This is a genomic window from Micromonospora sp. BRA006-A (assembly GCF_033433935.1).
GTDB classification, from domain to species: Bacteria; Actinomycetota; Actinomycetes; order Mycobacteriales; family Micromonosporaceae; genus Micromonospora; species Micromonospora aurantiaca.
In genome coordinates this window covers 4632752-4647371 of sequence record NZ_JANCLW010000001.1, presented here as the reverse complement: position 1 = coordinate 4647371, position 14620 = coordinate 4632752, and the positions used below count along the sequence as shown (strand labels likewise).

The 14620-nt window shown below is 70.8% G+C and carries 15 protein-coding genes; 10 read left to right on the top strand and 5 right to left on the bottom strand.

The features are described from left to right. Positions 1 to 11: 11 nt before the first annotated feature. The 10 genes from NMK34_RS20980 (at position 12) to polA (ending at position 11884) form a co-directional block, all read left to right on the top strand. Complete coding sequence (locus NMK34_RS20980) at positions 12 to 1229, top strand: hypothetical protein (protein ID WP_318334860.1); 1218 nt, start codon at positions 12 to 14, stop codon at positions 1227 to 1229. Between the two features lie 257 nt (positions 1230 to 1486). Continuing rightward, a complete protein-coding gene (locus tag NMK34_RS20975; RefSeq protein ID WP_318334859.1) occupies positions 1487 to 2647 on the top strand; it encodes a branched-chain amino acid ABC transporter substrate-binding protein in 1161 nt (386 codons plus the stop codon). A 105-nt stretch (positions 2648 to 2752) separates the two neighbouring features. After that, the gene (locus NMK34_RS20970; RefSeq protein WP_091420555.1) at positions 2753 to 3703 is read left to right on the top strand and encodes a branched-chain amino acid ABC transporter permease; all 951 of its coding nucleotides are present in this window, start codon (positions 2753 to 2755) and stop codon (positions 3701 to 3703) included. Next, positions 3700 to 4839, top strand: coding sequence for a branched-chain amino acid ABC transporter permease (locus NMK34_RS20965; RefSeq protein ID WP_194801286.1), 1140 nt, complete (start codon positions 3700 to 3702; stop codon positions 4837 to 4839). Before NMK34_RS20970 ends, NMK34_RS20965 begins: the two co-directional genes overlap by 4 nt. Continuing rightward, positions 4832 to 5677 (top strand): ABC transporter ATP-binding protein, encoded by an 846-nt coding sequence (locus NMK34_RS20960; RefSeq protein WP_047893879.1) that lies wholly within the window; start codon positions 4832 to 4834, stop codon positions 5675 to 5677. Before NMK34_RS20965 ends, NMK34_RS20960 begins: the two co-directional genes overlap by 8 nt. Next, positions 5667 to 6377, top strand: a complete 711-nt coding sequence (locus tag NMK34_RS20955) for an ABC transporter ATP-binding protein (RefSeq protein ID WP_043329572.1) — start codon at positions 5667 to 5669, stop codon at positions 6375 to 6377. Before NMK34_RS20960 ends, NMK34_RS20955 begins: the two co-directional genes overlap by 11 nt. A gap of 32 nt (positions 6378 to 6409) precedes the next feature. Next, positions 6410 to 7315 carry an ABC transporter substrate-binding protein gene (locus NMK34_RS20950; RefSeq protein ID WP_318334858.1) on the top strand — a complete coding sequence of 302 codons (906 nt, stop codon included), beginning with the start codon at positions 6410 to 6412 and terminating at the stop codon, positions 7313 to 7315. A 4-nt stretch (positions 7316 to 7319) separates the two neighbouring features. Further along, the gene (locus NMK34_RS20945) at positions 7320 to 8306 is read left to right on the top strand and encodes an amino acid ABC transporter permease (RefSeq protein ID WP_318334857.1); all 987 of its coding nucleotides are present in this window, start codon (positions 7320 to 7322) and stop codon (positions 8304 to 8306) included. Between the two features lie 53 nt (positions 8307 to 8359). After that, positions 8360 to 9112, top strand: a complete 753-nt coding sequence (locus NMK34_RS20940) for an amino acid ABC transporter ATP-binding protein (RefSeq protein ID WP_412098959.1) — start codon at positions 8360 to 8362, stop codon at positions 9110 to 9112. Positions 9113 to 9184: 72 nt separating this feature from the next. Next, positions 9185 to 11884: a DNA polymerase I gene (gene polA, locus NMK34_RS20935; protein ID WP_318334855.1), complete on the top strand. Its 2700-nt coding sequence runs from the start codon at positions 9185 to 9187 to the stop codon at positions 11882 to 11884. 71 nt (positions 11885 to 11955) lie between these two features. Here polA and NMK34_RS20930 read toward each other — a convergent pair whose 3' ends face one another. From NMK34_RS20930 to NMK34_RS20910, 5 genes are read right to left on the bottom strand one after another with little or no spacing between them, the layout of a single operon-like run. Beyond that, positions 11956 to 12330, bottom strand: a complete 375-nt coding sequence (locus NMK34_RS20930; protein WP_318334854.1) for a MerR family transcriptional regulator — start codon at positions 12328 to 12330, stop codon at positions 11956 to 11958. A gap of 7 nt (positions 12331 to 12337) precedes the next feature. Beyond that, complete coding sequence (locus tag NMK34_RS20925) at positions 12338 to 13087, bottom strand: SDR family oxidoreductase (RefSeq protein ID WP_318334853.1); 750 nt, start codon at positions 13085 to 13087, stop codon at positions 12338 to 12340. Positions 13088 to 13127: 40 nt separating this feature from the next. Continuing rightward, positions 13128 to 13994, bottom strand: a complete 867-nt coding sequence (locus NMK34_RS20920; protein ID WP_318334852.1) for a CPBP family intramembrane glutamic endopeptidase — start codon at positions 13992 to 13994, stop codon at positions 13128 to 13130. Positions 13995 to 14035: 41 nt separating this feature from the next. Continuing rightward, a complete protein-coding gene (locus NMK34_RS20915) occupies positions 14036 to 14383 on the bottom strand; it encodes a DUF3140 domain-containing protein (RefSeq protein ID WP_318334851.1) in 348 nt (115 codons plus the stop codon). Continuing rightward, positions 14370 to 14588: a DUF2945 domain-containing protein gene (locus NMK34_RS20910; protein ID WP_013475851.1), complete on the bottom strand. Its 219-nt coding sequence runs from the start codon at positions 14586 to 14588 to the stop codon at positions 14370 to 14372. Before NMK34_RS20910 ends, NMK34_RS20915 begins: the two co-directional genes overlap by 14 nt. Positions 14589 to 14620: the final 32 nt, after the last annotated feature.

The window sequence follows — 14620 nt, the reverse complement described above, 5'->3', positions numbered from 1 at the left end:
GGATCGGATGCATGTCTTCCGCGCGTGTCCGGCCGGCCCTAGTCGCCGCTGCCGCCGCGCTGCTCCTGGCGGCCTGTCACGCCACGCCGCGACCGCTGCCCGAGCCCGCGCCGGTGCGCCCGCAGTGGCAGCCCGTCGAGCTGGCCGTTCCCGCCGGCGCCACCGGACGCCCGGTGCTGCGCGACGCCGCGCGGTGCGCCGGCCGGTGGTACGTGGTGGGCGGGCTGGTCGATCCGGCGGGGGAGACCCGCCCGGCGGCGTGGTCCTCATCGGACGGCGTGACCTGGTCGCCGATCCCGGTGCGCGCGCAGACGTTCTACGGCCGTCAGCACGTGCTCTACGCGGTGGCGTGCCGCGACGACGGGATGGCCGCGCTCGGCGCGAAGACCGGTGGCGTGCACGGCAATCCGCGTACCGGAACGTGGGTGTGGGGTCCGGGTGGGCCGTTGCGGGAGGTGCCGGCGGCGTTCGAGCTGTTCGGCGGCCCGCGTGCGGTGAGCGCGTCGCGGCTGGCGGCCGGGCCGGGCGGCTGGCTGGTGGCGGGGGCGCGCGCGGACGGCGCGGCGGTGTGGTCGTCGCCGGACGCCGAGGGGTTCGTCCTGCACGAGGGCGTCGCGGAGCTGGCCGGCGACGGCCGGGGCCGGACGGCGGCGTACGACGTGACGGCGGTGGGGTCGGGCTGGCTGGTGGTGGGGTCGTTGCTGCCGCCCGGCGGGACGGCCCGGACGCCGCTCGCGTGGTTCTCGGCCGACGGCCGGGTGTGGCGGCGGATGGTCCTGCCGGTGCCTTCGGGCGCCGCCGGGTCGGCCGAGCGGGTGGTGTCGCCCGACGGCGGCCCGGTGGCAGTCGGTCCGGTGGGTGACCGCTTCGGGGTGTGGCGCGGGTGCGACGGGTGCGGCTCGCCGTCCGCCGGTCCGGCGGATGCGGCGCAGGGGTGGCGGCGGGTCGGCGGGTTCGGCTCGGCGGGTCCCGGGGTGTCGTCGGTGGACGCGCTCGCGGCGTCCGGTGGGCGGCTCGTCGCGGTGACCGGGGACGGGGGTCAGCGACGGCTCTGGATGTCGCGTGACGGCGGCGCGTCGTGGCTTCCGGTGATCACGCCGGTGCCGGTGCCGGACGGGGGCGACGCGGCGCTGGCGGTGGCGGTCCGCGACGACCGGCTGCTCGTGGTCGCCGATGACGGGAAAACGTCCCGTGCCTGGTGGGGGGCGTTGCCAACCGTCGATCGGTAGCGGGTGGGGAGGGCATGGCTCGTTACCGAGGAATAGTCGGCGAAAGCCTTTGCCTGCCTTCGGTTCTTACGCCGATGGGCTTGAATCCGCCACGGCGTGTAACGGTTCGGTCAACCCCGCTTTCCAGGTCTTACGCCACCGCTCACGGTGGGATAACGTCCCGCCCCAGACCGGCGACGACGGTCTTGGTTCGTCCACCCCGCAAGGGCCAATCAGCGGCGGGTGGTTCGGATCATGGACGGAGGAGGGTTCGGGCCTTGAGGCAGAAGCTCGCACGCGTGATCGGCGGGGTCGCCATGCTGGCGCTCGTCGCCGGTGGTACCGCTTGTTCCAGCGGCAGCGACGATGAGGCGTCCGGGGGCAGCGCCTGCGGGAGCAAGATCGCTTTCTTCGGCGCGCTGACCGGTAGCTCGGCCGCGCTGGGCATCAACGAGAAGAACGGCGTCAAGCTGGCCGTCGACAAGTACAACAAGGAGAACGCCGACTGCAAGGTGGAGCTCGCCGAGCTCGACTCGCAGGGCAGCCCGGACCAGGCGCCGGGTCTGGCCCAGAAGGCGATCGACGACACCAAGATCCTGGGTGTCGTGGGTCCGGCCTACTCGGGCGAGTCCGAGGCCGCCGGCCCGCTGTTCAACGAGGCCGGCCTGGTCACCATCACCCCCTCCGCGACCCGTCCCAGCCTCGCCGAGCAGGGTTGGAAGACCTTCTTCCGCGCGGTCGGCAACGACCTGAGCCAGGGCCCCGCCGCCGGTAACTACATCAAGAACGTGATGAAGGCCGACCGGGTCTACGTCATCGACGACCAGTCCGCGTACGGCGCCGGCCTGGCCGACGAGGTCAAGAAGGTTCTCGGCGCCTCGGTCGTGGGCAGCGACAAGGTCCAGGGCGAGGGCAAGCAGACCGAGTTCTCCGGTGTGGTCACCAAGGTCAAGGCCGCCAACGTCAAGGCGGTCTTCTACGGCGGCTACTACCAGGAGGCCGGCCTGATCCGTAAGCAGCTCACCGCTGCCGGGGTCACCGCTCCGCTGGTCGCCGGTGACGGCGTGAACGACGGCGCGTACATCACCTCCGCCGGTGCGGCCGCTGCCGAGGGCACCATCCTCACCTGCCCCTGCGCTCCGTCCACCGAGGCCCGCGGCACCTTCGCCGCCGACTTCAAGGCGCTCAACGGCACCGACCCGGGCACCTACAGCGACACCGCCTACGACGCGGCGAACATCCTGCTGGCGGGCATCAAGGCCGGCAAGAGCACCCGTGCCGACCTGCTGGAGTTCGTGAAGGGCTACAGCGGCGAGGGCGTTGCCGCCAGCTACAAGTTCGTCGAGGGCGGCGAGCTCGACCCGGCGCAGGTCAAGGTCTGGGCGTTCAAGGTGCAGGGCGGCAAGGTCGTCCCGGACCAGGAGATCCCCAAGTCCTGATCGTTCGATCGCTGGACTGGCGATTGAGTAGTGATCGCGGGTGCGGCCGGGAGCTGGCTCCCGGCCGCACCCTCTTTTTCTCTTGAGCGACGGAGCGTCCCTCCCTTGGACTTCGACGGATTGTTCTCCAACTTCGGGGAACTCACCACGACCGGCTTGACGCAGGGCGCCATCTACGCCCTGGTCGCGCTCGGCTACACGCTCGTGTACGGCGTGCTCAGACTCATCAACTTCGCCCACTCCGAGGTCTTCATCGCCGGCGCGTTCGCCGCGATCTGGACCTGGAACGGCTTCGGACTCGACCAGAACTCGCAGGTCAGCGGCATCGGCTCGATCCTGTTCTACCTGCTGGTGGCGATGATCGTGGCGGCGATCGCCTCGGCGGGCACCGCGACGGTGATCGAACGGGTCGCGTACCGGCCGCTGCGCAAGCGCAACGCGCCGCCGCTGGCGTTCCTCATCACCGCCATCGGTGCCTCGATCGCCATCTCGGAGGCGTTCGGCGTCTACACCCGGCGGCGGCCGGAGGGTGCGCCGATCCTGGTCAGCTCGGAGCCGCTGTTCCACATCGCCGGGGTGCCGATCGACGCGGTGCAGCTGCTCACGATCGGTTCCGCGCTGGTGATGATGTTCGCGCTGGACCAGTTCATCAACCGCAGCCGTACCGGCCGCGGCATCCGGGCGGTGGCCCAGGACGCCAACACGGCGGCGCTGATGGGCGTCAACAAGGACCGCATCATCCTGATGGTCTTCATCGCCGGTGGCACCATGGCCGGCGTCGCGGGCCTGCTGTACGACGTGCGGATCCAGACGCTCACCTACAGCGTCGGCTTCCTGCTGGGCCTCAAGGCGTTCACCGCGGCGGTGCTCGGCGGTATCGGCAACCTGCGCGGCGCGCTCGTCGGCGGGTTGCTGCTCGGCGTCGTGGAGAACTACGCCGCGGGCCTGTTCGGCAGTCAGTGGAAGGACTTCGCCGCGTTCGCGGTGCTGGTCGTGCTGCTGATGTTCCGGCCGACCGGTCTGCTCGGCGAATCACTGGGGAGGGCACGCGCATGACGACCACCATCGACCCGCCGGAGCGGCGGGAGACGGCGGCGGACAAGCTGCGGCAGGGCCGGCACGCGATCTCGGAGCGCTGGCACCACGCGCCGCGCTGGGTGCGCTGGGTGCTGCTGGTCGCGGTCATCGCGTTCTTCTACGCGCTGCCGAACAAGGAGTTCTACCAGTACCTCGGGCCGATCCCGACCCCGGGAGCGAACTTCACCCAGGTGATGTTCACGGTCTCGATCTACGTGCTGCTGGCGGTCGGGCTCAACATCGTGGTCGGCTTCGCCGGCCTGCTCGACCTCGGCTACTTCGGCTTCTTCGCCGTCGGCGCGTACACGGTAGCGGTGCTGACCTCGCCGAGCAGCGACCTCAAGACGCTGTGGCCGTGGCTGGCGGTGGTGCCGATCGCGATCGGCCTGACCATGGTCTCCGGCGTCATGCTTGGCACGCCGACGCTGCGCCTGCGCGGCGACTACCTGGCGCTCGTGACGCTCGGCTTCGCCGAGATGATCCGGATCGCAGCGGTCAGCTCCGAGTTCCTCAAGGGACAGCGCGGCTTCAACCAGATCCCGCACCCGCCCGGCGAGTACGCCGACGGCCGGCCGTGGTTCGGCGTGCTCGACGCCCGCCCGTACTACTGGCTGGTGCTCACGCTGATCATCCTGGTGGTGATCGGGGTGCGGAACCTGACCCACAGCCGGGTCGGCCGGGCCTGGATCTCGATCCGCGAGGACGAGGACGCCGCCCAGCTGATGGGTGTGCCGACGTTCAAGTTCAAGCTGTGGGCGTTCGCCTCCGGCGCGGCCATCGCCGGCCTGGCCGGTGCGCTGTTCGCCGGCAAGCAGAACTTCGTCAACTCGCAGAACTTCGAGCTGCTCAACTCGATCATCATCCTGGCCGCCGTCATCTTCGGCGGCTCGGGCAACATCGTCGGCGCGATCGTCGGCGGTGGCCTGGTGGCGTACATGATCGAGCGGTTCCGTGGCATCGAGCTGTTCGGCGTGGAGCTGTACGAGTACCGGTTCCTCTTCTTCGGTCTGGTGCTCGTGGTGATGATGATCTTCCGCCCGCAGGGCCTGATCCCGAACCGGCGACGAGCGGCGGAGTTCAAGGACCGCCGCAAGGAGGTGATCGTCGGTGAGTGACACCGAGCAGACCCCGGCCGTTCCGGCCCAGGCGGCGGCCCCCGCCGTCGAGACGGTCGACAAGCGGGAGCCGTTGCTGGAGGTCGACCACGTCACGCTGCGCTTCGGCGGTGTGGTGGCCCTCAACGACGTGGACTTCACCCTCTACAAGGGTGAGATCCTCGGCCTCATCGGCCCGAACGGCGCCGGCAAGACCACCTGCTTCAACGCGATGACCGGCATCTACCAGCCCACCGAGGGGCAGATCCGGTTCCTGGGCCAGAAGATCAGTGGCAAGAAGCGCCACCAGATCACCCGGATGGGCATGGCCCGTACCTTCCAGAACATCCGTCTCTTCCCGGAGATGACCGCGCTGGAGAACGTCCAGGTCGGCGCGGACGCGCACCACAAGACCAGCGTGATCTCCGCCCTGCTGCGCCTGCCGCGGCACTGGAAGGAGGAGCGCGAGGGCCGGGAGAAGGCCGAGCGCCTGCTGGAGTTCGTCGGCATCAGCAACCGGATGCACGAGTTCGCCCGCAACCTGTCCTACGGCGAGCAGCGGCGGTTGGAGATCGCCCGCGCGCTGGCCACCGACCCGAAGCTGCTCTGCCTGGACGAGCCGGCCGCCGGCTTCAACCCGGCGGAGAAGGAGGAGCTGCTCCAGCTCATCCGGCAGATCCGGGACCAGGGCGTGACGGTGCTGCTGATCGAGCACGACATGCGCCTGGTGATGGGCGTGACCGACCGGATCGTGGTCCTGGAGTTCGGAAAGAAGATCGCCGAAGGGCTGCCCGCCGAGGTGCGGGACAACCCGAAGGTGGTCGCGGCGTACCTGGGGGTGCCGGACGATGCTGCTTGAGATCGAGGACGTGAGCCTGCTCTACGGGCGGATCCAGGCGCTGCACGGCATCAGCCTGACCGTGGACGAGGGGGAGATCGTCGCGCTGATCGGCGCGAACGGCGCCGGCAAGTCCACCACCATGCGGGCGATCTCCGGCATCCGGCCGGTCGCCTCCGGCACGATCAAGTTCGCCGGTGAGGACATCACCAAGCTCCGGGCCGACCTGCGGGTGCGGCGCGGGCTGTGCCAGGCGCCCGAGGGCCGGGGCATCTTCCCCGGCATGACGGTGCTGGAGAACCTCGACATGGGCGCGTACACCCGGCGCGACAAGGCCGGCATCGCGCAGGACCTGGCCCGGGTGCTGGACCTGTTCCCGCGGCTGGCCGAGCGGCGCAAGCAGGCCGGCGGCACGCTCTCCGGCGGTGAGCAGCAGATGCTCGCGGTCGGCCGGGCGCTGATGAGCCGGCCGAAGCTGCTGCTGCTCGACGAGCCGTCGATGGGTCTCGCGCCGATGCTGATCCAGCAGATCTTCACGATCATCACGGAGATCAACCAGCAGGGCACCACCATCCTGCTGGTGGAGCAGAACGCCCAGCAGGCGCTGGCGCGCGCCCACCGGGCGTACGTGCTGGAGACCGGCCGGATCGTCAAGAGCGGCACCGGCGCGGACCTGCTGCACGACCCCTCGGTCAAAGAGGCCTACCTCGGCGTGGCCTGACCGACCGACCCCTCGCAATAAGGAGTACAGCCATGTTCCACCCCAACCCCGGACGGCGGGCGGCGCTCGGCGTCGCCGGTGCGGCCGTCCTGCTGCTCTCCCTCGCCGCGTGCGGCGAGGAGGAGAGCACCACGCAGCCCGGTGACGGCCCCAGCGTCTCGTCGTCGGTCGACGCCGCGCTGGCCGCGAAGGTCCCGGACGCGATCAAGTCGGACGGCAAGATCGTGGTGGGCACCGACTCCACCTACGCCCCGGCGGAGTTCCTGGACAACGACGGTAAGACCGTGATCGGCTTCGACGTCGAACTGTTCACCGCGGTGGCGGCCAAACTGGGCCTCAAGGCGGAATTCGTCTCGGCGCCCTTCGGCGACATCATCAACGGCGTCAACTCGGGCAAGTACGAGGCCGGCGTCTCGTCGTTCACCATCAACGACGACCGCAAGGCCCAGGCCAACATGGTCAGCTACTTCCAGGTCGGCACCCAGTGGGTGACCAAGAAGGGCAACCCGGCCGGGGTCGCGCTGGACAACGCCTGCGGCAAGAAGATCGCTGTGCAGAAGGACACGGTCCAGGTCGAGGACATCCAGAAGCGCTCCAAGGCGTGCACCGACGCCGGCAAGCCGGCGATCACCGTCGACCAGTTCCCGGGCCAGGACGCCGCCACCGCCGCCGTCGTGTCCGGCAAGGACGACGCGATGCTGGCCGACTACCCGGTCGGCGTGTACGCGGTGACGCAGTCCAACGACGCCCTGGAACTGCTGGACAAGCAGTACGAGGCGGCGCCGTACGGCTACGTGCTGGCCAAGGAGCAGACGCAGCTGGCCGAGGCGGTGCGTGACGCCACCAAGGCCGTGATCGCCGACGGCTCCTACAAGCAGGTGCTGGACAAGTGGAAGGTGGGAGACGGCGCGATCACGGACCCCGCGATCAACCCGTGACGACATGACCACCGAGGAAGCGACAACCGCGCGGGCACGGCCGGAACCGATCAAGGCCGTGCCCGTGCGGCACCCCGGACGATGGGTCGCGGTGGCGGTGCTCTCCGTCCTGGCGGCGATGTTCGTCCACCTGCTGGTGACCAATGAGGCCTTCAACTGGTCCTTCATGGTCGACAAGATGTTCCGGCCGCCGATCATCGAGGGTCTGCTGCGCGGCACCGTGCTGATGACGGTCAGCGCGATGCTGATCGGCGTCACGCTCGGTGTGGTGATCGCGGTGATGCGGCTGTCGGACAACCCGATCCTGCGCGGCGTGGCCTGGCTCTACACCTGGTTCTTCCGGGCCGTGCCCCGGCTGGTGCTGCTGGCCGTCTTCGGCAACATCGGCATCCTGTGGAGCCGGGTCGAGTTCGGGGTGCCGTTCGACACCCAGATCGGCCAGCTGTTCGGCATCGACAACCTGCAGCTGCGGCTGTTCGGGTTCTCCTCCCGCGACATCCTGACCGGCTTCATGGCCGGTCTGCTCGGCCTCGCGCTCTCCGAGGCCGCGTACATGGCGGAGATCGTCCGGGCCGGCATCCAGTCGGTCGACCCCGGCCAGACCGAGGCCGCCCAGGCGCTCGGTCTGAGCCGTTCCCAGTTGCTGCGCCGGGTGGTGCTGCCGCAGGCGATGCGGGTGATCATCCCGCCGACCGGCAACGAGACGATCGCCATGCTCAAGGACACGTCCCTGTTGCTCTACGTGCCGGTGAGCGTGGAGCTGTTCTTCCAGCTCGACGCGGTCGGCAAACGGACGTTCCAGATCTTCCCGATGTACGTCGCGGCCTGCCTGTGGTACCTGTTCCTGACCAGCATCCTGCTCGTCGGGCAGTACTACCTGGAACGCCACTTCGGCAAGGGCTACGGCGTGACCGGACGGGCCCGGCTGAAGCTGCGGACGCTGGCCGCCGAAACCGGTGGCGGCGGCAACGCGGGGACGGGGGCACCATGACCGAGCTGACCGTACCCGCGCAGGCCACCTCGCCGACCGCGGAGTCCGGACTGATGGTGCGGGCCGAGCAGGTGCACAAGTCGTTCGGGCCGCTGGAGGTGCTCAAGGGCATCGACCTGGAGGTCCGCTCCGGCGAGGTGTGCTGCCTCCTCGGGCCCTCCGGCTCCGGCAAGTCGACGTTCCTGCGTTGCATCAACCACCTGGAGAAGATCGACGCCGGCCGGATCTGGGTGGACGGCGACCTGATCGGCTACCGGGAGCGCGGCGGCAAGCTGTACGAGATGCGGGACAAGGAGGTCGCCGCGCAGCGCCGCGCCATCGGCATGGTGTTCCAGCGGTTCAACCTGTTCCCGCACATGACGGTGCTGCAGAACGTCATGGAGGCGCCGGTGCTGCTGCGCCAGGCGAAGAAGGCGCAGGTCCGGGAGCACGCCGCGCAGCTGCTGGACCGGGTGGGCCTGGGTGACAAGCTCGGCGCGTACCCCGGTCAGCTCTCCGGCGGCCAGCAGCAGCGGGTGGCGATCGCCCGGGCGCTGGCGATGCGGCCGAAGCTGATGCTGTTCGACGAGCCGACCAGCGCGCTCGACCCGGAGCTGGTGGGCGAGGTGCTGGACACGATGAAGGACCTGGCCCGCGACGGCATGACGATGATCGTGGTGACCCACGAGATCGGCTTCGCCCGCGAGGTGGGCGACCACCTCGTGTTCATGGACGGCGGCGTCGTGGTCGAGCAGGGTGACCCGCGCGAGGTGATCTCGGCGCCGCAGCACGAGCGGACCAAGGCGTTCCTGGCCAAGGTTCTCTGACCTCGGCCTCCGGTGCGGCGCGCGCCGCACCGGAGGCCGGAGTTGTCGGGCGTACGGACTAGAGTCGCAGCCGTGACAGCTACGACGCCGCGCCTGCTCCTCGTCGACGGACATTCCCTGGCATACCGGGCGTTCTTCGCCCTGCCTGTGGAGAACTTCTCCACCACCACGGGGCAGCCGACGAACGCCGTCTACGGCTTCACCTCGATGCTGATCAACGTGCTGCGCGACGAGCAGCCGACGCACATCGTCGTCGCGTTCGACGTCTCCCGCCGCTCCTTCCGCACGGAGAAGTACTCCGAGTACAAGGCCGGCCGCAGCGAGACCCCCACCGACTTCAAGGGCCAGGTCAGCCTGGTCAAGGAGGTTCTCGCCGCGCTGCGCGTGCCGGTGGTCGAGAAGGAGGGCTACGAGGCCGACGACGTCATCGCCACGCTCGCCTGCCAGGCCCGCGACCAGGGCATGGACGTGCTCATCACCACCGGCGACCGGGACGCGTTCCAGCTCGTCGGGGAGCGGGTGACGGTGCTCTACCCGCGCAAGGGCGTCTCCGACCTGGCCCGGATGGACCCGGCCGCGGTCGAGGCGAAGTACGGCGTCACCCCTGACCGCTACCGCGACCTGGCCGCGCTGGTGGGCGAGACCAGCGACAACCTGCCGGGCGTGCCCGGCGTCGGCCCGAAGACCGCGGCCAAGTGGATCAACCTGTACGGCGGTGTCGAGGGCGTGGTGGCCCGCGCCGACGAGATCAAGGGCAAGGCCGGCGACAGCCTGCGTGAGCGGCTCGCCGACGTGATCCGCAACTACGAGATCAACTGCCTGGTCTCCGACCTGGAGCTGCCGGTCCGTCCCGAGGACGCCCGCTGGCAGGGCTGGGACCGCGAAGCCGTGCACCAGGTCTTCGACACGCTCCAGTTCCGCATCCTGCGCGACCGCCTCTACCAATACCTGGAAGCCGTCGAGCCGGAGGCCGAGGCGGGCTTCGACCTCGCCGGCGAGGTACTCACCGCGCCGGGTGCGCTCGCGGGCTGGCTCGACACGCACGCCCCGGCGGGCGCACCGGTCGGCCTGGCGGTGACGCTCGACACCGGCCCCAACCGCCGGCACACCGCCACCGTGACCGCGATGGCGCTGGCCACCGCCGACGGGGCGGGCGCCTGGTTCGACCCGAGCCGGCTGGACGCCGGCGACGAGGCCGCGCTGGCCGGGTGGCTGGCCGACGCGGAGCGCCCGAAGGTGCTGCACGACAGCAAGCCGGCGGTGCTGGCGTTCGCCGCGCACGGCTGGGAGCTGCACGGCATCGCCCGCGACACGCAGATCGCCGCCTACCTGGCCCGCCCCGACCAACGCTCGTACGACCTGACCGACCTGGCGCTGCGCTACCTGCACCGGGAGCTGCGCGTCGATGCGCCGGAGACCGGTCAGCTCACCCTCGACGGGCTCGGCGACGAGGGTGTGGCCGAGCAGAACCTCATGCTCCAGGCCCGCGCCACCCTCGACCTGGCCGACGCGATCGACGCCGAGCTGTCCCGCGACGGCGAGCAGTCGGCCCGGCTGATGGCCGGCGTGGAGCTGCCGCTGATGCGGGTGCTCGCCACCATGGAGCGCACCGGCATCGCCGCCGACACCGACTACCTCTCCGAGCTGGAGGCGCACTTCGCCGCCGAGGTGAAGGCCGCCGCGCAGGGCGCGTACGAGGTGGTCGGCCGCGAGTTCAACCTCGGGTCGCCGAAGCAGCTGCAGGAGATCCTCTTCACCGAGCTGGGCCTGCCCAAGACAAAGCGGATCAAGACCGGCTACACCACCGACGCCGACGCGCTCCAGTGGCTGTTCGCGCAGACCGAGCACCCGCTGCTACACCACCTGCTGCGCCACCGCGACGTGGCGAAGCTCAAGTCGACTGTCGACGGGCTGCTCAAGTCGGTGTCCGACGACGGCCGGATCCACACCACGTTCAACCAGACGGTGGCGGCGACCGGGCGGCTGTCCTCCACCGAGCCGAACCTGCAGAACATCCCGATCCGCACCGAGGAGGGGCGGCGGATCCGTCGCGCGTTCGTGGTCGGCGAGGGCTACGAGTGCCTGCTCACCGCCGACTACAGCCAGATCGAGATGCGGATCATGGCGCACCTGTCGTCGGACGACGCGCTGATCGAGGCGTTCAACTCCGGGCACGACTTCCACGCCGCCACCGCGTCCTCGGTCTTCACCGTCGAGGTCGGCGACGTGACCGCCGATCAGCGCCGCAAGATCAAGGCGATGAACTACGGCCTGGCGTACGGGCTCAGCGCGTTCGGCCTGTCCCAGCAGCTCGGCATCAGCGCCGAGGAGGCGCGCGGGCTGATGGAGAACTACTTCGCCGGGTTCGGCGGCGTCCGTGACTACCTCCAGGAGGTGGTGGCCCGGGCCCGCCAGGACGGCTACACCTCCACCATCCTGGGCCGCCGCCGCTACCTGCCCGACCTGGTCAGCGACAACCGGCAGCGCCGGGAGATGGCCGAGCGGATGGCACTGAACGCCCCGATCCAGGGTTCGGCGGCCGACATCATCAAGGTCGCGATGCTGCACGTCGACAGCGCGCTGCGCGACGCCGGGCTGCGCTCCCGGATGCTGCTGCAGGTGCACGACGAGCTGGTCTTCGAGGTCGCCCCGGGCGAGCGCGAGACGCTGGAGGCGCTGGTGCGCAAGCAGATGGGTGAGGCGTACCCGCTGTCGGTGCCGCTGGAGGTGTCGGTGGGCGAAGGCCACGACTGGAACAGCGCCGACCACTGACCCCACCCACGCGGCGGTGATCAAGGAGTTTGTGGCACGCCCGAGCCTGTTCGGGGATACAACCTCCTTGATCACCGGGTGAGAGGCGGAGGTGAGGCGGCCTGGAGGGCGGCGGCCAGGCGGTCGCGGACGGCCACCTGGGCGGCGATCCGGGCGTCCAGCACGGCCAGCCGCTCCCGGCCGACCCGCAGCCCGGCCGGAGACGGCGGCGCGGACGCCACGTCCCCGTCCAGGCAGGGCAGGAAGACCCGCACGTCGTCGAGCGTCAGCCCGGCGTCGAGCAGGTGACGGATGTTGCGGACCCGGGTGACCACCGCGTCGTCGTACTCGCGGTAGCCGTTCGCCGCCCGGGCCGAGGCGATGAGACCGTGTTCCTCGTAGTGCCGCAGGGCACGTGGCGTGCAGCCCGTCGCCTTCGCCACCGCGCCGATCCGCACCGCCGTCACCGTCCTCTCACGCGACCACCGCGCCCCCGTCCACCGGCAGCACCACACCGGTGACGAAGCCCGCCTCCGGCTCGCAGAGCCGCCGGATCGCCCAGGCTACGTCCTCCGGGCGGCCGATCCGGCCCGCCGGGGTGTGCGCGAGTTGCCAGTCCCGCACCGCCGCCCGCCGTTCGGGGGACAGGCCACTGTGCACGCCGATCGGGGTGTCGATCGCGCCGGGCGCCACGGCCACCACCCGGACGCCGCGCGGCGCGAGTTCCACCGCCCAGCTGCGGGTCAGCGAGTCCAGCGCGGCCTTGCCGGCCGCGTACACCGAACTGCCCGGCCAGGCGCGCAGGCCGACGGACGTGGTGACGTTGACCAGCACGCCGCGTGTCGCGGCGAGCGCCTCGACGGCGGCGTGCGCCAGCCGAACGGGTGCGAGGAGGTTCGTCTCCAGTTGCCGCCGGGCGGCGTCCTCGTCCAGGTCCGCCAGCGGTCCGCCGCCGGCCACTCCGGCGTTGTTGACCAGGACGTCCAGGCGGCCGTACCGGTCGAGCGCGGCGCCGACGATCCGGCCGGGACCGTCGGGCGCGGTGACGTCGGCGGTCAGCGGGGTGATGTCCGGCCGGCCGGCGGCGGTGTCCGACAGCGGCGCGGCGCGCCGTCCGACCGCGACGACGGCGTACCCGGCGGTGGCGAAGGCATGTGCGGTGGCCCGGCCGATGCCGGTGCCCGCACCGGTGACCACGGCGACGCGTGGCGTGCGGCGTTCCATGCCGGCATCGTCCGACAGTGCCGCCGGCGGCAGGGTCAAGTCAGAGGCCGAGCAGGACGGGCATCGCGTTGACCGCGCCGTGCACCACGAGCAGCGGCCACATGCGGCGGTACCGGGACCACAGGTAGCCGAGGAACAGCCCGGCGACCCCCTGGTTCACGATCACCGACGCCAGGTCGACGGCCGGTCGGCCGCTGCCCTGGATGGCCACGTGCCAGGCCGCCCACACCAGCGACGCGAGCACGATCGCCGGCCAGCGCCCCAGCAGGGACTCCCACCGGGTCTGCAGCCACCGCCGGTAGAAGACCTCCTCCAGCAGCGCGTTCACCGCGAAGGCCACCAGCAGCGTGGCGGCCAGCTCGACCGGCGTGACCGTCCGCCCCCAGTCGCTCGCGGGCACGGCCAGCGGCGTCGCGTAGCTGAGCACCAGCCACACTGCCAGCGGCAGCGCCGGACCCCACCGGTGGGCGGCGTCCGCCGGGGCCGGCCCCGGTCGCCACCGTGGCGGCCGGCGGCGCGCGGCCAGGAACACCACGAGGGGTACGCCGAGCAGCAGCGCCAGCTTCACCACGGTGTACGCGGGTTCGCCGCCCAGCAGTGGCATGACGGCGGCGAACGCGATCCCGGCCAGCAGCAGCGGCGCCGCCTCGCGGTACGGCGCGACCGGGTCCGGCCATGTCGGGTCGGGCGCGGGCGGGATCAGGCGGATCAGCGCGATCCCGGCCAGCGCCGGGATCCATCGGCTCCACATCGGTACGGTGCCGTCGTGGTCGGCGCTGTACCTGATGCCGGTGTTCCCGGTCAGCACCAGCAGGAGGGCCGCGACGGCGATCAGGCCGAGGCCCACCAGGAGGACGACCCGTCCGGCGCGGGGATGACGGCCGGCGGTCGAGACGTCTGTCGTCATCGCCGGCACGGTACCAACGCGCGGCGAACGGACCGGGTGGCTCAGCCCTTGAGCGGGTCGTGCCCCCAGTTCATCAGCGACCAGCGCCACCTGGTGTCCCGCACGTCACCGGACGGGCGCTGGGCCAGGTGGCGGTGGACGTACCCGATCACCTTGCGCATGTGCTTGTAGTCGGCGGCGGTGAGGTCGGCGCGCTTGCGGCGCAGCAGGTCGACGATGCGCCGGCCGGAGTCGTGCCCGACCGACTCGCCGCCCTTGGTGCCCTTCTTGCGCCAGCCGACGTGCTTGGACTCCTCGGTCTCCAGCCAGCGGGTCAGCTCGCCCGGCTTCATGTTCACCGCGTCGGTGAACTCCCGGTACGTCTGCTGCGGATCGTCAGCGCGACTCATGGCGCAGCACCTCCGGGCGGTGGGCGACGTCGCGGCCCGAGTCGTCGTTGGTGATCCGGTACTGCGGCTGCTCCGGAGAGGCGTTCACCGCGTGCCCGCGTACGTGGGTGCGCTCGGTCAGCTTCTCCTTGACGACGCCGTACGCGCGGCCGCTGTGGCTGGCCCAGGAGACGTGGTCGCCGGTGCGGAACTCCTTCTCGGCCATGCCGCCCGGTTACCCGGAGTGGATACCGAGTA

Coding starts and splice junctions, on each gene's coding strand:
- NMK34_RS20980 (WP_318334860.1), top strand. CDS start 12: ATGTCTTCCGCGCGTGTCCGGCCGGCCCTAGTCGCCGCTGCCGCCGCG.
- NMK34_RS20965 (WP_194801286.1), top strand. CDS start 3,700: ATGACGACCACCATCGACCCGCCGGAGCGGCGGGAGACGGCGGCGGAC.
- NMK34_RS20955 (WP_043329572.1), top strand. CDS start 5,667: ATGCTGCTTGAGATCGAGGACGTGAGCCTGCTCTACGGGCGGATCCAG.
- NMK34_RS20950 (WP_318334858.1), top strand. CDS start 6,410: ATGTTCCACCCCAACCCCGGACGGCGGGCGGCGCTCGGCGTCGCCGGT.
- NMK34_RS20945 (WP_318334857.1), top strand. CDS start 7,320: ATGACCACCGAGGAAGCGACAACCGCGCGGGCACGGCCGGAACCGATC.
- NMK34_RS20940 (WP_412098959.1), top strand. CDS start 8,360: ATGGTGCGGGCCGAGCAGGTGCACAAGTCGTTCGGGCCGCTGGAGGTG.
- NMK34_RS20925 (WP_318334853.1), bottom strand. CDS start 13,087: ATGGAACGCCGCACGCCACGCGTCGCCGTGGTCACCGGTGCGGGCACC.
- NMK34_RS20920 (WP_318334852.1), bottom strand. CDS start 13,994: ATGACGACAGACGTCTCGACCGCCGGCCGTCATCCCCGCGCCGGACGG.
- NMK34_RS20915 (WP_318334851.1), bottom strand. CDS start 14,383: ATGAGTCGCGCTGACGATCCGCAGCAGACGTACCGGGAGTTCACCGAC.
- NMK34_RS20910 (WP_013475851.1), bottom strand. CDS start 14,588: ATGGCCGAGAAGGAGTTCCGCACCGGCGACCACGTCTCCTGGGCCAGC.